12 protein-coding genes are annotated in these 13,289 nt (G+C 47.2%); 9 read left to right on the top strand and 3 right to left on the bottom strand.

Translation table 11 applies throughout. From position 1 onward, the window contains the following. The first annotated feature begins 7 nt into the window (after positions 1-7). From P3C17_RS08565 to P3C17_RS08540, 6 genes are all read left to right on the top strand, one after another. On the top strand, positions 8-262 hold the full coding sequence (locus P3C17_RS08565) for an accessory factor UbiK family protein (RefSeq protein ID WP_300929034.1): 255 nt from the start codon (positions 8-10) through the stop codon (positions 260-262). 24 nt (positions 263-286) lie between these two features. After that, entirely contained in the window at positions 287-1,564 is a 1,278-nt protein-coding gene (locus tag P3C17_RS08560; protein ID WP_300929033.1) for an amidohydrolase family protein, read from the top strand. A 130-nt stretch (positions 1,565-1,694) separates the two neighbouring features. Next, complete coding sequence (locus P3C17_RS08555) at positions 1,695-2,045, top strand: hypothetical protein (protein ID WP_300929032.1); 351 nt, start codon at positions 1,695-1,697, stop codon at positions 2,043-2,045. A gap of 86 nt (positions 2,046-2,131) precedes the next feature. Beyond that, the gene (locus P3C17_RS08550; RefSeq protein WP_233078957.1) at positions 2,132-2,290 is read left to right on the top strand and encodes a hypothetical protein; all 159 of its coding nucleotides are present in this window, start codon (positions 2,132-2,134) and stop codon (positions 2,288-2,290) included. A gap of 105 nt (positions 2,291-2,395) precedes the next feature. Beyond that, positions 2,396-3,904, top strand: a complete 1,509-nt coding sequence (locus P3C17_RS08545; protein ID WP_300929031.1) for a catalase — start codon at positions 2,396-2,398, stop codon at positions 3,902-3,904. Positions 3,905-4,174: 270 nt separating this feature from the next. Beyond that, the gene (locus P3C17_RS08540) at positions 4,175-4,690 is read left to right on the top strand and encodes an ankyrin repeat domain-containing protein (RefSeq protein ID WP_300929030.1); all 516 of its coding nucleotides are present in this window, start codon (positions 4,175-4,177) and stop codon (positions 4,688-4,690) included. Here P3C17_RS08540 and P3C17_RS08535 read toward each other — a convergent pair. From P3C17_RS08535 to P3C17_RS08525, 3 genes are all read right to left on the bottom strand, one after another. Further along, a complete protein-coding gene (locus P3C17_RS08535) occupies positions 4,687-5,031 on the bottom strand; it encodes a RidA family protein (RefSeq protein WP_300929029.1) in 345 nt (114 codons plus the stop codon). The genes P3C17_RS08540 and P3C17_RS08535 overlap by 4 nt on opposite strands. Before the next feature lie 14 nt (positions 5,032-5,045). Beyond that, a complete protein-coding gene (locus P3C17_RS08530; RefSeq protein WP_300929028.1) occupies positions 5,046-5,837 on the bottom strand; it encodes a DUF2884 family protein in 792 nt (263 codons plus the stop codon). A 72-nt stretch (positions 5,838-5,909) separates the two neighbouring features. Beyond that, entirely contained in the window at positions 5,910-8,804 is a 2,895-nt protein-coding gene (locus P3C17_RS08525) for an ATP-binding protein (RefSeq protein ID WP_300929027.1), read from the bottom strand. Positions 8,805-8,999: 195 nt separating this feature from the next. On the opposite strand from P3C17_RS08525, the gene P3C17_RS08520 reads away from it, so the two are divergent. From P3C17_RS08520 to P3C17_RS08510, 3 genes are read left to right on the top strand one after another with little or no spacing between them, the layout of a single operon-like run. After that, positions 9,000-10,805 (top strand): assimilatory sulfite reductase (NADPH) flavoprotein subunit, encoded by a 1,806-nt coding sequence (locus P3C17_RS08520; RefSeq protein ID WP_300929026.1) that lies wholly within the window; start codon positions 9,000-9,002, stop codon positions 10,803-10,805. After that, entirely contained in the window at positions 10,805-12,520 is a 1,716-nt protein-coding gene (cysI, locus tag P3C17_RS08515; protein ID WP_300929025.1) for an assimilatory sulfite reductase (NADPH) hemoprotein subunit, read from the top strand. Before P3C17_RS08520 ends, cysI begins: the two co-directional genes overlap by 1 nt. 24 nt (positions 12,521-12,544) lie before the next feature. Then, positions 12,545-13,282, top strand: coding sequence for a phosphoadenylyl-sulfate reductase (locus P3C17_RS08510; protein WP_300929024.1), 738 nt, complete (start codon positions 12,545-12,547; stop codon positions 13,280-13,282). Positions 13,283-13,289: the final 7 nt, after the last annotated feature.

The raw sequence follows: 13,289 nt of genomic DNA, 5'->3' as shown, positions 1-13,289 counted from the left end.
CTCCATCATGATAGATCCAAAAAAGATTGAAGAAATTGCGAAACAAATAGGCGCAGCTATCCCACCGAAAATGCGTGAGATGGCTGATGACGTCGAAAACAAAGTAAAACAAGTGCTGCAGCAAAAGCTGAGTCAGCTGGAGTTTGTTTCGCGTGAAGAGTTTGATGTGCAAACTCAGGTGCTGGCGAAAACCCGCGCCAAATTGGATGAACTGGAACGTCGTGTCGCTGAATTATCCGGTAAAGACGATTCCGCAAACTAACAAGTGATGCAGATAAGGAAGGGTATGAAGTTAACTCAGGTATCGGTACTGCTGGCTGGGCTATTCAGCACTGTGGTCGTGGCTCAGGTAGAACAGGTGATTCAGGTGGGGCATCTGCTGGATGTACGCACGGGCAACTATCAGAAAAATAAAGCTATTCTGGTTGAGGCTGGCCGGATTAGCGCTATCGTTGATGCAGATCAGGCACCAAAAGGTGCGCAGCTGGTAGATTTATCACAACACTATGTTGTGCCCGGTCTGATTGATATGCACGTGCATTTAACTTCAGATCCACAAAAACATGGTTACCGTGGTTTAGTGGAAACCCCAACCCGTGAAGCCATATTTGGTGTCAGTGCCGCCAAAGCGACCTTAAACGCTGGTTTTACTACAGTGCGAAACTTAGGTGCTGCAGGTTATGCCGATGTGTCTTTACGTGATGCTATAAATGATGGCGAAATTCAGGGGCCGCGGATGCGGGTGGCGGCCAATACCATTTGTATCACAGGCGGACATTGCGACAATAATCTGCTGCCTCATATCTACAATTCCAGAAGCGCTGGTGTGGCCAATGGTCCGGATGAGGTTCGGTCAAAAGTGCGGGAAAACATCAAATACGGTGCTGATGTGATTAAGTTTGCTGCAACTGGTGGTGTAATGTCCAAAAACACCGATGTGAATGCCAGTCAGTATAACTTTGATGAAATGAAAGCTTTAATAGATGAAGCACACGACAGAGGTCGCATAGTGGCGGCTCATGCCCATGGTTTGCAGGGCATTAAACGCGCCATTGCAGCTGGTGTGGATTCGATTGAACACGGCAGCTTTATCGACGATGAGGCCATCAAACTGGCAAAAAAACACGGCACTTATTTAGTGATGGATGTGTATGTCAGTGACTTCATCTTAAGTGAAGGTGAAAAAGCCGGTATCTTGCCTGAGTCCTTAGCCAAAGAAAAAACCGTAGGTTTATTGCAGCGACAAAACTTCCAAAAAGCGGTCAAAGCCGGAGTGAAGATGGCCTATGGCACTGATGCCGGAGTTTACACTCATGGTTTAAATGGTCGTCAGCTGGCTTATATGGTGCAGTGGGGCATGACGCCTTTACAGGCTATTCAGGCTGCAACAGTCAATGCCGGTACTCTATTAAACTGGAAAAATGAGCAAGGCCAACACAATGTCGGCGTGCTTGAAGTAGGAGCTTATGCCGATTTGGTCGCAGTGCCAGTGGATCCGCTGACTCAAATAAAAGCACTGGAGCAACCTGCTATGGTGGTGAAATCCGGCCAGCCGGTGTTATAACCTTTCCTACACAAGCATTAGATTTTCTAATGCTTGTGTTCTGCTTTTTCTCGTCTTTCTTACACAGAGTTGTCATGGCTTTGCTGAATAATTGCCCGCAGTTAATCAACTTAAAGCCGAGGAAGACTCAATGAAACTTATTACTACTGCTGTATTTGCTGCTGTTACTCTACTGGCAAGCCAGGCTCAGGCCGCTTCTAGCTATACCTATTCAAATGTTGAATACTGTGAGCTTGCGACACAAAATGCGCAAGATAACCTATTAAAAGCTTATGCGAAAAAATTAGGTTTCACACCTGTTCGCAGTGCTTGTGTACAGTTACTGAATCCGATGACTGCGCAGTTAACACAAGATGCGGACGCGCAAATTCGTGCCTATTCACGTGGTTCAGCCCGTAAATTACCAGCTTCTTTAATTCAGCAATTAAAGGCTATGCCTGAACAGCAACGTCTGGCAGCTTTAGCTGAAATCTACGGTTAATTCACCGCTTATCCCTGTGCTCCGGCTTGAAAATTGCGTAGAGTAACCCAAGTAAAAGGCGATACTCAGCAATACGGAGCACACTTATGAGCGAATTTGACTTTGATTTAGACCATCTGGATTTTGATGGTGCCGAGAAAAAAACAGCGCAAAAACAATTGGCTGCAGATCAGTTAGCAGCAGAACAAGCCGCTATGCAGGATGATGAATCAGACGATTGTGCTGGTGGCGCTTGTAAAATCTAATTTGTTTTTTAGATTGATGCGATAGTTTTATTTCGTTTTTTTAAATGACCTTTGGAGTCTACTCTGTGTTGGCAGGATAGAGCACACTCCAAGAGGGTCATAATAATGTTTAATAAATCAGCCTTAGTTTTAGCTTTAGGTCTGTCTTTAGCCGTACAAGCGAACACTTTAACCAGAGACAACGGTGCTCCGGTAGGTGATAACCAGAATTCTACTACAGCAGGAGCCAACGGCAGTGTTTTACTGCAAGACGTGCACCTGATCCAAAAGTTACAACGTTTTGCCCGTGAACGTATTCCAGAGCGTGTTGTGCATGCCCGTGGTACTGGTGCTCATGGCGAATTTGTTGCGACTGACGATTTATCCGATTTAACCATAGCTGCGCCTTTTGCAAACCAAGGCAAAACAACACCTGTTTTTGTGCGTTTCTCCACTGTTATTCATGGCAACCATAGCCCTGAAACATTGCGCGACCCTCGTGGTTTTGCGGTGAAGTTTTATTCTGATCAAGGCAACTGGGATTTAGTAGGGAACAACCTGCCGGTATTTTTTATTCGTGATGCGATTAAATTCCCGGATATGGTGCATTCGTTAAAACCGTCACCGGTTGACAATATGCAAGACCCAAATCGTGTCTTTGACTTTATGTCACATGAACCCGGTTCTACCCAGATGCTGACCTTTGTGTATTCAGATTTAGGCACGCCAGCCAGCTACCGTGAAATGAATGGTTTTGGTGTGCATGCGTACAAATTCATCAATGACAAAGGCCTGGTGCATTACGTCAAGTTCAACTGGAAGAGTCTGCAGGGCGTGAAATCGCTTGATGCTGATCAGGTGACTAAAACTCAGGGCATGGATTTTAACCACCTGACCCGCGACTTGTACCAGAACATCAATGCGGGTAATAACCCGAAATGGGATCTGTATGTGCAGGTGATCACGCCGGATCAGCTGGATGATTTCGACTTTAACCCACTGGATGCCACTAAAACCTGGCCTGGTGTGAAAGAACGTAAAGTCGGCACTATGACGTTAAACCGGATGCCAGATAACTTCTTTGAAGAAACTGAGCAATCGGCTTTTGCGCCAGCCAACCTGATCCCAGGTATAGAGCCGTCGGAAGATCGTTTATTACAAGGCCGTATTTTCTCTTACTCCGATACTCAACTGTATCGCTTAGGCGCAAATCATAGCCAGTTGCCAATCAACAGAGCCAAAGTGATGGTGGATAACCACAACCAGGATGGCGCTATGAACTTTGGTCATAGCACATCCAATGTGAATTATGAGCCAAGCCGGGTTGAACCAAAAACTGTGGTTGCTGCTGCCCGTGCTGTCGAAACAAAACTGGATGGCACAGTGATGCAAAAAGCCATCAGTAAGCAGGACAACTTTAGTCAGGCCGGTGCTTTGTACCGCAGCTTTGATAAACAGCAACAAGCCAATCTGATCCGCAACTTGTCCGGTGATTTAGGGGCAGTAAAAGACTCTGCCACCAAACATAAAATGCTGGCGCACTTCTACAAAGCGGATAGCGACTATGGCACTCGTTTAACCAAAGCCGTCAATGGCGATTTAAAACAAGTGCAGCAAATAGCGAAATCTCTGTAATACCTGTCTCGGGTGCAGTTCGGCTGGCAGTCGCTGTCAGCTGACCTTTGTTTAAAGCCCTGCGAAACTCGTATGCTCTGTCCTGCACCCAGGGTGAGTTTCGCAGGCACTAATTCCCCTGCGTACTTGAAGCCGCAGCTTTGTTGACTACGCGCTCTCGCCCCAGTCACATAGGACAACTATGCTCCTGGGGTCTCGCTCACTTGTCGCCTCGCTGCAACTCCAATTACTTTGGGGAACCCATAACTCTATATTTGAGGCATTTATCTGATGCGATTACTACTACTGAGTTTGATGTTATTAAGCGCTCTGGTGCACTCTGAAGAACAAGCCGCTGCTCCATTGGAACAACTCACGTCTTACTTTTTTGCTGCTGCCCGCACTGGTGATGTTGTCGTTTTGAATGAGTTTTTACAGCAGGGATATCCTGTGGACCAGCGTAATAACCAAAGTTATACCGCTCTGATGGTGGCCACTTATGCTGGGCAGCAGGCCGCTGTTGAATTACTACTGAAACAAGGTGCTGACGCTTGCCTGCGTGATAAAAGAGGTCATACCGCCATGATGGGGGCCATAGTCAAAGCCGAGTGGAGTATAGGTAAGATTCTCTACCCCATTGATTGCAATGAAGACAGTTCAGTGGATGCAAAAGCGCCAGTGACAGATAAAGAGAAAATGACAGTAGCGCAGTTTGCTGAAGTGTTTGGTCAAAGCGAAAAGCTGCAACAACTGGCGAAGGCCGTTGCAGCGAAACAAAGCACGAGAAAAGACTCAGCTCAAGATTAAAGCGCAGCTGTGACCTTAATTTCTACTTTCCAAAGCGGATTCGCCAGGCGAGCTTCTACCGTAGCACGAGCAGGAGCCTGGCCTTCTTCAACCCATAAATCCCAGGCTGCATTCATCGCGTTGTAGTCCGCCATATCCGCAAGATAAATAGTGGTATCGACAATACGGCTTTTACTGATGCCCACTTCCGCTAGTACTGCATCAATTTGTGCCAGCACATGAGCGGTTTGAGCTGTCGCATCATCATCCAGATTGTCCGGCACCATACCGGATAAAAACACGAAACCATTGGCTATCACTGCTTCGCTATATCTTTTGCTTGGTTGTATACGTTGGATCATTGGGTTTCCCTTTGTCAGATCACAGGTTTAAAGCCTTCGCTCTGGCCATCGATCAGATCATAAGGCGACATGGCCGGGATCTGTTGCTGAATTTGTTGTTCCAGCAGATCCAGCGTTTTTAACTGCTGACAAATCTGCTGGCCTCGTTGTTGTAAGTTTGTACTGTTTTTTTGCATATCAGTTTTTAACTGACTGCCAAAGTTTTGCATTTTAGTACGAAAGCTTTGCATTTTTTCTGTAGCAGAGCCTGGGCTTTGCAGCACATTCTGGCCTAAGGTCAACATCATCTGGCCACTGATTTTAGCCACAGCCTGCTGAATGCGTTGCTCTGCTTCTTTGGCTAAATTTTTATCGGCTGAACGCAGCTGACTGCCATAGACATACACAGTATCGCCTTGTCGCTGAACCAGTTGATTCAGTTGCTGCTCCAGTTGGTCCACAGGTTGTTGCAATTCAGGGTTGTCTTTCAGGCTTTGGCCTGTAGTAGCCTGAACATTTTGATCGAGCACAGTGCGTGCCAGTTGCAGACTATCATCCATTAAGGCGGCAGAGGCTGTAACCTGACTACGAATACCTTGCTGATAGGCTTTGAGGTGCTGCCGGGTTTCCGCTGTGCTGTTGTTTTTTTGCTGAGCCAGCCACAGCTGACCTGTGGTATCAATGCGCCACAGTTCCTGCTCACCCCTTTGCACACTAACCACAGAAGGGCTGACTTTTAAATCGTCCTGCAAGGTTAAAGCACACTGATCACTGGCGTAACTCAGGCCACTTAACAGCAGCAATGTGCTGACACAGATATACTTCATAACAACCCCAATAAGGTGAAAACAACCATGCTGCCGGAAAAGTAATGAATCACCACTGAATTCCCCTTCAAACTATTTATTGTTTGAGCCGCTTTGGTTATAGCGTTCCAACAATAGCATAAGAGCCTGCTGGCTTTGTTGTATACAGAGGTGCAGTTGGTTGTTTAACCATGGCTCGGGCTTTTGATCCTGATGCAGCTGTTGCTCCATGAGTCGGCATAACTGGCTTAAGCGCATCAGTCCCAACTGTCCCATACTGCCGATCAAACGATGAAATACTTTAGGATCTGGTGTTGTCTGGGTTAATTCGTGCTGTAAAACAGCAAGTTGCTGCTGCACATTGGTACTCAGCTTTTGGCGTTGTTCCGCGTTCAGAGCCTGCAAAGCCTGCTGCAAATAGTCGGTTTGATACAAAGGACTAAGCGGCGGCAATTGCGCCAGTTGAGCGATCAGAGCCTGTAATTGTTCACGCCGCCAGGGCTTAGACAAAACGGCGCTGACCGCAGGTATGGTTTGGTTTTGTGCTGAACCACTCACCAGTACAAAGCGGCTTTGTGCATCCACCTGACGCTGCAGTTGTAACTGCTGTATGGTTTGCGAAGCATCAGCGTCTTCTAACTGGCCATCTAAAAACACCCAGGACCAAAGCTGTGCAGGTAATTGTTGTACCTGCTGCAGGCTGGACGCTGTGGTCACTACAAAGCCTAACTCTGTCAGCACTTGTTCCAGGCTGACACGACATAACTCATCATCTTCAACGACCAGGGCATGATGTTGTTCTGCCGCAACTGACGCTGTTGCCGGCAATAAAGTGGACGCCTGACACTTAAGACTAAAACTGACTTCGGTGCCAATACCTGGCACGGATTGAATGTTCAGTTCTGAGCCCAGTTGTTGCAGCAACCTTTGGCACACCAGCATGCCAAGGCCTGGCCCTGCCTGCAAAGTGCGTTGCTGATTCAGGCGCTCGCCCCGCAACAGCTGGCTTATTTGCAATGTGGTTAAACCCACACCTGTATCCCGCACTTTAAATAGCAGCTGTAGCGAGGAGTCAGTTTGGTTCAACAACTCTACTCTGACCTCAATCTCCCCTTGTTTGGTGTATTTCACTGCATTAGAAATCAGATTGGTCAGCAACTGGGTTAACAGATTCTCATCCAACAACAAAAGCGCTGGCAGATTAGAGGTAACTGAACAGCTTAATTTCAACCCTTTGTTATTGGCCAGAGGTTCGAGTAAGTCGTGCAGGCGGCCCAATAATTCGATCAACACCACTGGCTGATCTACGGGCTGGTAGACCCCGTAATCCAACCTGCTGCTGGTCAGAATATTGTTAATAATGTTATCCAAAGACCAGACAGAGCGGCGCGCCAGTTGTATTTTCTGTTGGCTGCCTGGGTGTTCAATTTCTGGCAGCACTTGCGCCAGCACTGCATCTATACCTTGCAATGGCGTGCGGATTTCATGACCTAAAGTGGCAATAAACTCATTTTTTACCGCAATTTTCTGCTGCGCCATTTCCTGCTGTTTTTGCAGCAGCAGACGGTTACGCCGTGATTTGTGATAAAACAACGACAACAACAAAGCCAAGGCTAAGCAAGCGCCTACGGACAACAGCATCAGCATATTTTTCTGATGCTGATGCGTCAGTTGATCCAGTTGGTTTTGTTGAGAGGCTTGCTGCAGATTACGCTCCAGTAAGCTTTTGTGTTGTTCACTGGCAATCACCAGCGCCTGTTTATGGCTTTTGTCATCAAATAAAGATTGTTGTAACTGGCGTACCTGCTCCAAAGCGCTGTAAGCCTGCTGGTATTGTTGCTTAAAGTTTGCTACCTGTGCTGTCACCTGCCAATAGTCCAGCAATTGCTGGGGCTCGGTAAAATGGGAGGCTTGTAAATCCAGCTTTGCATACAAAGCCGCAGCTTGTGGTTGTAAAGAGAACTCAAACAAATCGCTCAGATGCCGCAAGCTGAAACGTCTGAAACTGGCTTTATAGTCCTCCGCTTGCAGCAATTGGGCTAGTTGTTGATATTTGTGGTTGGCCTGATCAATGCGGCCAAAATGTAAATCCAGCCAGGCTAAGCTTTGCAGGGCATCGGCCTGTTCAATGTTATTACTCACTTGTTGGGCGGCAAGCAATGCCAGCTGCAACTGTTGCTCACTTTCCTGATATTTCTGCTGAGGCAATAAACTGCGGGCCAGACTTAAATGATACAAGGCGACTAACGCCTGCTCTTGCCGGCTCAAACGTAACTCCAGCGCGTTACGGGCGAAATCTTCAGCAGCCTGATACTGTTGATACAAGCGACTGGCTTCAGCCAGCAGATGTAAAAAATTGGCCTGACGGTTGCTGTCATCTCCGGTCATCGCCAGATTCAAGCCATCGCTGGCAATTTGAATGGCCTGTGGATAGGCATACAAGTTCAGATAAATATGCGCCAGGTCATAACGGATGATTTGCAGCGGCACCGCATTATTAGCATCAACGGCAATTTGCATGGCTTCAAGAGCTTTGGGCAGGGCATGATCGGCCTGACCTAAACGGTTCAGATTATCCGCTTGTCGTCGGAGCGCGTTAAATAATAGCTTGTTGTCTTTTGTTGCCCGAGCCAGACGTTCTGTTTCCAGACTGGTCTGGTAGGCCTGTTGATAATTACCTTGCAGCATAAAAGCTGTGGTTTGTTGCAGCAGTATACGTTGGTAATCAACACTTTCCCTGTCGGCAGTATTTTGTAGCCATTGGGTGGCATAATTCAGGCTAAGCGCAGGGTCTTGTGTGACAAAAACTTCGGTCAGCCGGACCAGGACAGCCAGCCGCTCTGTTGGGTCTGTACTTTGTGAGAGTTGTTGTACTAATTGCTGGCGTTCAGATGCAGTTGCAACTTCCACCTGTTGTTGACTTTGCGCCATTGCAGGTAAATACAGCACTACCAGGTTTAACCAGAAAAAAAGCCACTTAACAGACACTGCACAACTCCCTGAACAGATTCAAGCCATGCTAACAACCAGTTCCGATAAGGGCAAGGCGTCATCTGTTTTTATAGTTATAAAGCAAAAACTTATTTTAATAACTAAAAAGTATAAAGCAGAGAGAAGGGTTATTTAGGTTTATCCATTTAGACGGCTAAAATGGCGATAACTTAGCTTATTTGTGGTGTTTTTATGCTATTCGCGTCTTTAGCTGCTCAGGCCAGTCCTTTGTCCGCTCAACAAATCAAGGATTTACAGTCGCTAGTCAGCCAGCTTAATCCTATTCAGCAGGCCTGGGTCAGTGGTTATCTTGCTGCAGCTGCTCAGTTGGCGGGCGGCCAGTTGCCAGCAACTGCGCAACAAAGCCATGAAAGTGCGGTGTTGACTATTTTATATGGCTCACAAACCGGCAATGCCAAAGCTGTGGCGAACAAAATTAAAGCGGCTGCTGAGCAACAAGGCATAGCTGTGAAGCTAACAGATATTGGCAGCTACAAAACCACTCAATTAGCCAAAGAAAAATACCTGCTGATCGTCACCTCCACTTATGGCGAAGGTGAACCACCAGAAAGTGCTGTGGCTTTCCATAAATTCTTATTCAGTAAAAAAGCCCCTAAGCTGAATGGCCTGCAGTTTGCTGTGCTGGGTTTGGGTGATACCAGCTATGAATTCTTCTGTAAAACAGCCATCGACTTTGACGAACAGCTGGCGGCTTTAGGTGGCAAAAGATTACACGCCCGAGCTGATCTGGATGTTGATTATGCGGCACAGGCGGCTAGCTGGACTGAAACTGCAGTGCAGGCTTTTGCGCCAGAGCTAAAACAAACTAGCGGTTCTGCTCAAGTTATTGCCTGGCCTGGCGCCACAGCCACTGCCAGCCATGACAGTGCTTTTACCAAAGAAACGCCTTATCTGGCTGAGTTATCTGTTAATCAGAAAATCACTGGCCGCGATTCGACCAAAGATGTGCGTCATATTGAAATTTCCTTAGCAGATTCAGGCATCGTCTATCAGCCGGGTGACTCGCTTGGGGTTTATTTCCTTAATGACACCAAAGCAGTGGATGCGATTTTGGCGGCAACAGGGCTTGATGGTGCTACTGAAGTGCAGTTAGCGGGTCAGACTTACAGCTTAAAAACTGCCTTAACTGAACAACTGGAGTTAACTCAGTCTTACCCGAGTTTTGTCGAAAAATATGCAGAAGCGACAGCCAATAGTGAGTTGCTGGAGCTGGTGAAAGATAAAACTGCTTTACGTCAGTATCTGGACAACCGCCAGACGCTGGATGTGATTTTACAACACCCTGCGCCTTTAACAGCCCAGCAATTAGTGGATGCTTTGCGTAAACAGCAACCGCGTTTGTATTCTATTGCCTCTTCACAGGCTGAAGTGGGTGATGAAGTGCACTTAACTTTGGGCGTAGTGCGTTACGACGCTTTTGGCAGTACGCATTTAGGTGGGGCTTCAGGCTTTTTGGCGGAACGATTGGAAGAAGGCGCGCAGCTTAAAGTTTTTGTGGAACACAACGATAACTTCCGTCTGCCTGACCATGAAACGCCAGTTATTATGATAGGACCTGGTACAGGCATAGCGCCGTTCCGTGCCTTTCTGCAAGAGCGGGATCAAGCCGGAGCTACAGGTCAGAACTGGCTGTTTTTTGGTAACCCACATTTTACTCAGGACTTCCTGTATCAGGTGGAACTGCAGGATTATTTAAAACGTGGAGTGCTGAGCAAACTGGATGTGGCTTTTAGCCGCGATCAGGCGCAAAAAGTTTATGTGCAGGACAAACTGCGGTTAAAAGCAGAAGAAATCTGGGCCTGGTTGCAACAAGGCGCTTATCTCTACATTTGTGGCGATGGCAATAAAATGGCCAAAGATGTGCATCAGGCGCTGCTCGATATAGCGCAACAACAAGCTGGCTTCAGTGCAGAACAAGCAGAACAGTATTTTGACGACTTACGTCAGGCCAAACGTTATCAGAAGGATGTTTATTAATGACTCAGCCAATTAACCCGGATTTACAGGTGCAAGGTCAGCTGTCTGATAACGAACGACTGAAAAAAGACAGTCATTTATTACGTGGCACTATCACCAAAGATTTAAAAGACGAAATCACCGGCGGCTTTAACGGCGACAACTTTATGTTGATCCGTTTCCACGGCATGTACCAGCAAGATGACCGTGATATCCGTGCTGAACGTGCAGAACAAAAGCTGGAACCGCTGCATAACGTCATGTTACGTGCTCGTATGCCGGGCGGTATTATTACGCCACAACAATGGCTGGCGATTGATGAGTTTGCTGCGGATAACACTATTTACGGCAGTATTCGTTTAACCACCCGTCAGACTTTTCAGTTCCACGGTGTGTTAAAACCGAAAATTAAAAGCATGCATCAGATGCTCAATAGCATTGGCATTGACTCCATCGCTACAGCGGGTGATGTCAATCGTAACGTCTTATGCACCTCGAATCCGGTCGAGTCGGTATTGCATCAACAGGCCTATCAGTGGGCGGCAAAAATTTCTGAGCATTTGCTGCCAAAAACCAAAGCCTACGCAGAGATTTGGCTGGACGAGCAAAAAGTGGAAACCACAGAAGCCGAACCTATTCTGGGCGAAACTTATTTACCGCGGAAGTTTAAAACTACTGTGGTGATACCGCCGCAAAATGACGTCGATGTACATGCCAACGACTTAAACTTTGTCGCTATTGCCGAAAATGGCCAGTTGGTGGGCTTTAACGTCTTAGTCGGCGGTGGTCTTGCCATGACGCATGGCGATAAAGGCACTTACCCACGTAAAGCCGAAGACTTTGGATTTATTGCTCTGGAGCACGTATTGGCAGTGGCTGAACATGTAGTGACTGTGCAGCGTGATTATGGCGACAGGGTGAATCGTAAAAACGCCAAAACCAAATACACCATAGACCGCATTGGGGTGGACGTATTTAAAGCCGAAGTGGAAAAACGTGTTGGCGTGAAGTTCCAACCCAGCCGAGCCTATGAATTCACTGGCCGTGGCGATCGTTTTGGTTGGGTGGAAGGCATAGATGGTAAACATCACCTTACTGTCTTTATCGAAAACGGCCGTATTCTGGATTATCCGGGTAAAACCTTAAAAACAGGTGTGGCTGAAATCGCCCGTATTCACAAAGGCGACTTCCGCATGACGGCGAATCAGAATTTGATTATCGCTGGTGTGGCGGCTGCAGACAAAGCCGACATTGAAGCTTTAGCCCGCTTGCATGGCTTGATCAACGACAGCGTGACAGAACAGCGTAAAAACTCTATGGCCTGCGTGTCCTTGCCTACTTGCCCTTTAGCTATGGCCGAAGCCGAACGTTATTTGCCAACTTTGGTCACTCATGTCGAAGAGTTGCTGACCAAACACGGTGTACCAGATGATCACATTATTTTACGTGTGGTGGGCTGCCCTAATGGCTGTGGTCGCGCCATGCTGGCCGAAGCTGGTTTAGTGGGCCGTGGTCCTGGTAAATACAACCTGTATTTAGGTGGCAATACTCAGGGCACCCGTATACCTAAGCTGTATTTAGATAACGTAGCTGAAGCCGACATTCTGCAAGCACTGGATAGCCTGATTGGACGCTGGGTTGCAGAACGTAATAGCAACGAATGTTTTGGTGATTTTGTCGTACGTGTCGGTGTTGTCGCCGAAGTGAAAGTATCAAAAACCGACTTTCATGCCTGAGTTCAGTCCATTAAGAGGCAGATTATGAGTCAGTATAAACAGCTGTTACAGCTGGATACAGAACAACAGCAACAACTGCTGGCGGAAGCCAATCAGCTGTTGTTGCCTTTAACGCCAGCCGAACGGGTGAAATGGGCACTGGATCATTTGCCGGATCAGCAGATCTTAAGCTCCAGCTTTGGTATTCAATCTGCTGTGATGTTGCATCTGGTGACCAGTGAACGGCCTGATATTCCGGTGGTGTTAACTGACACCGGCTATTTATTCCCTGAAACTTATCAGTTTATTGACGAGCTGAAAGAGCGGTTGCAACTGAATCTGAAAGTGTACCGGGCTCACTTAAGCCCGGCCTGGCAGGAAGCCCGTTTTGGTAAGTTATGGGAAAACGAAGCTGGTATTAAACAATACAACCATATGAATAAAGTAGAGCCTTTACAGCGCGCTTTAAAAGAGCTGAATGTAGGCACCTGGTTCAGTGGTTTACGTCGCAGTCAGTCTAGCACCCGCGCTGATAAAGATATTATCGACATCAGCCGTGGCACTGTGAAAGTGCAGCCTATTATCGAGTGGACCAATAAAGACGTGTTTTATTATCTAAAACAACACGACTTGCCTTACCACCCTTTATGGGAGCAAGGTTATGTCTCTGTGGGAGACGTGCATTCCACCCGTAAACTCGAACTGGGCATGACAGAAGAAGACACCCGTTTTAACGGCTTTGGCCGTGAATGCGGTATTCACCTGGATGGCGACGGCATCTAGTCCGCCG

The organism is Rheinheimera sp. 1928-s (assembly GCF_029269265.1).
Taxonomy (GTDB): Bacteria; Pseudomonadota; Gammaproteobacteria; order Enterobacterales; family Alteromonadaceae; genus Pararheinheimera.
Note: the sequence above shows the minus strand (reverse complement) of the source record. Positions and strands in the feature narration are given on the sequence as shown.

Coding starts and splice junctions, on each gene's coding strand:
- P3C17_RS08510 (WP_300929024.1), top strand. CDS start 12,545: ATGAGTCAGTATAAACAGCTGTTACAGCTGGATACAGAACAACAGCAA.
- P3C17_RS08535 (WP_300929029.1), bottom strand. CDS start 5,031: ATGATCCAACGTATACAACCAAGCAAAAGATATAGCGAAGCAGTGATA.
- P3C17_RS08565 (WP_300929034.1), top strand. CDS start 8: ATGATAGATCCAAAAAAGATTGAAGAAATTGCGAAACAAATAGGCGCA.
- P3C17_RS08550 (WP_233078957.1), top strand. CDS start 2,132: ATGAGCGAATTTGACTTTGATTTAGACCATCTGGATTTTGATGGTGCC.
- P3C17_RS08540 (WP_300929030.1), top strand. CDS start 4,175: ATGCGATTACTACTACTGAGTTTGATGTTATTAAGCGCTCTGGTGCAC.
- P3C17_RS08555 (WP_300929032.1), top strand. CDS start 1,695: ATGAAACTTATTACTACTGCTGTATTTGCTGCTGTTACTCTACTGGCA.
- P3C17_RS08530 (WP_300929028.1), bottom strand. CDS start 5,837: ATGAAGTATATCTGTGTCAGCACATTGCTGCTGTTAAGTGGCCTGAGT.
- P3C17_RS08545 (WP_300929031.1), top strand. CDS start 2,396: ATGTTTAATAAATCAGCCTTAGTTTTAGCTTTAGGTCTGTCTTTAGCC.
- cysI (WP_300929025.1), top strand. CDS start 10,805: ATGACTCAGCCAATTAACCCGGATTTACAGGTGCAAGGTCAGCTGTCT.
- P3C17_RS08560 (WP_300929033.1), top strand. CDS start 287: ATGAAGTTAACTCAGGTATCGGTACTGCTGGCTGGGCTATTCAGCACT.
- P3C17_RS08520 (WP_300929026.1), top strand. CDS start 9,000: ATGCTATTCGCGTCTTTAGCTGCTCAGGCCAGTCCTTTGTCCGCTCAA.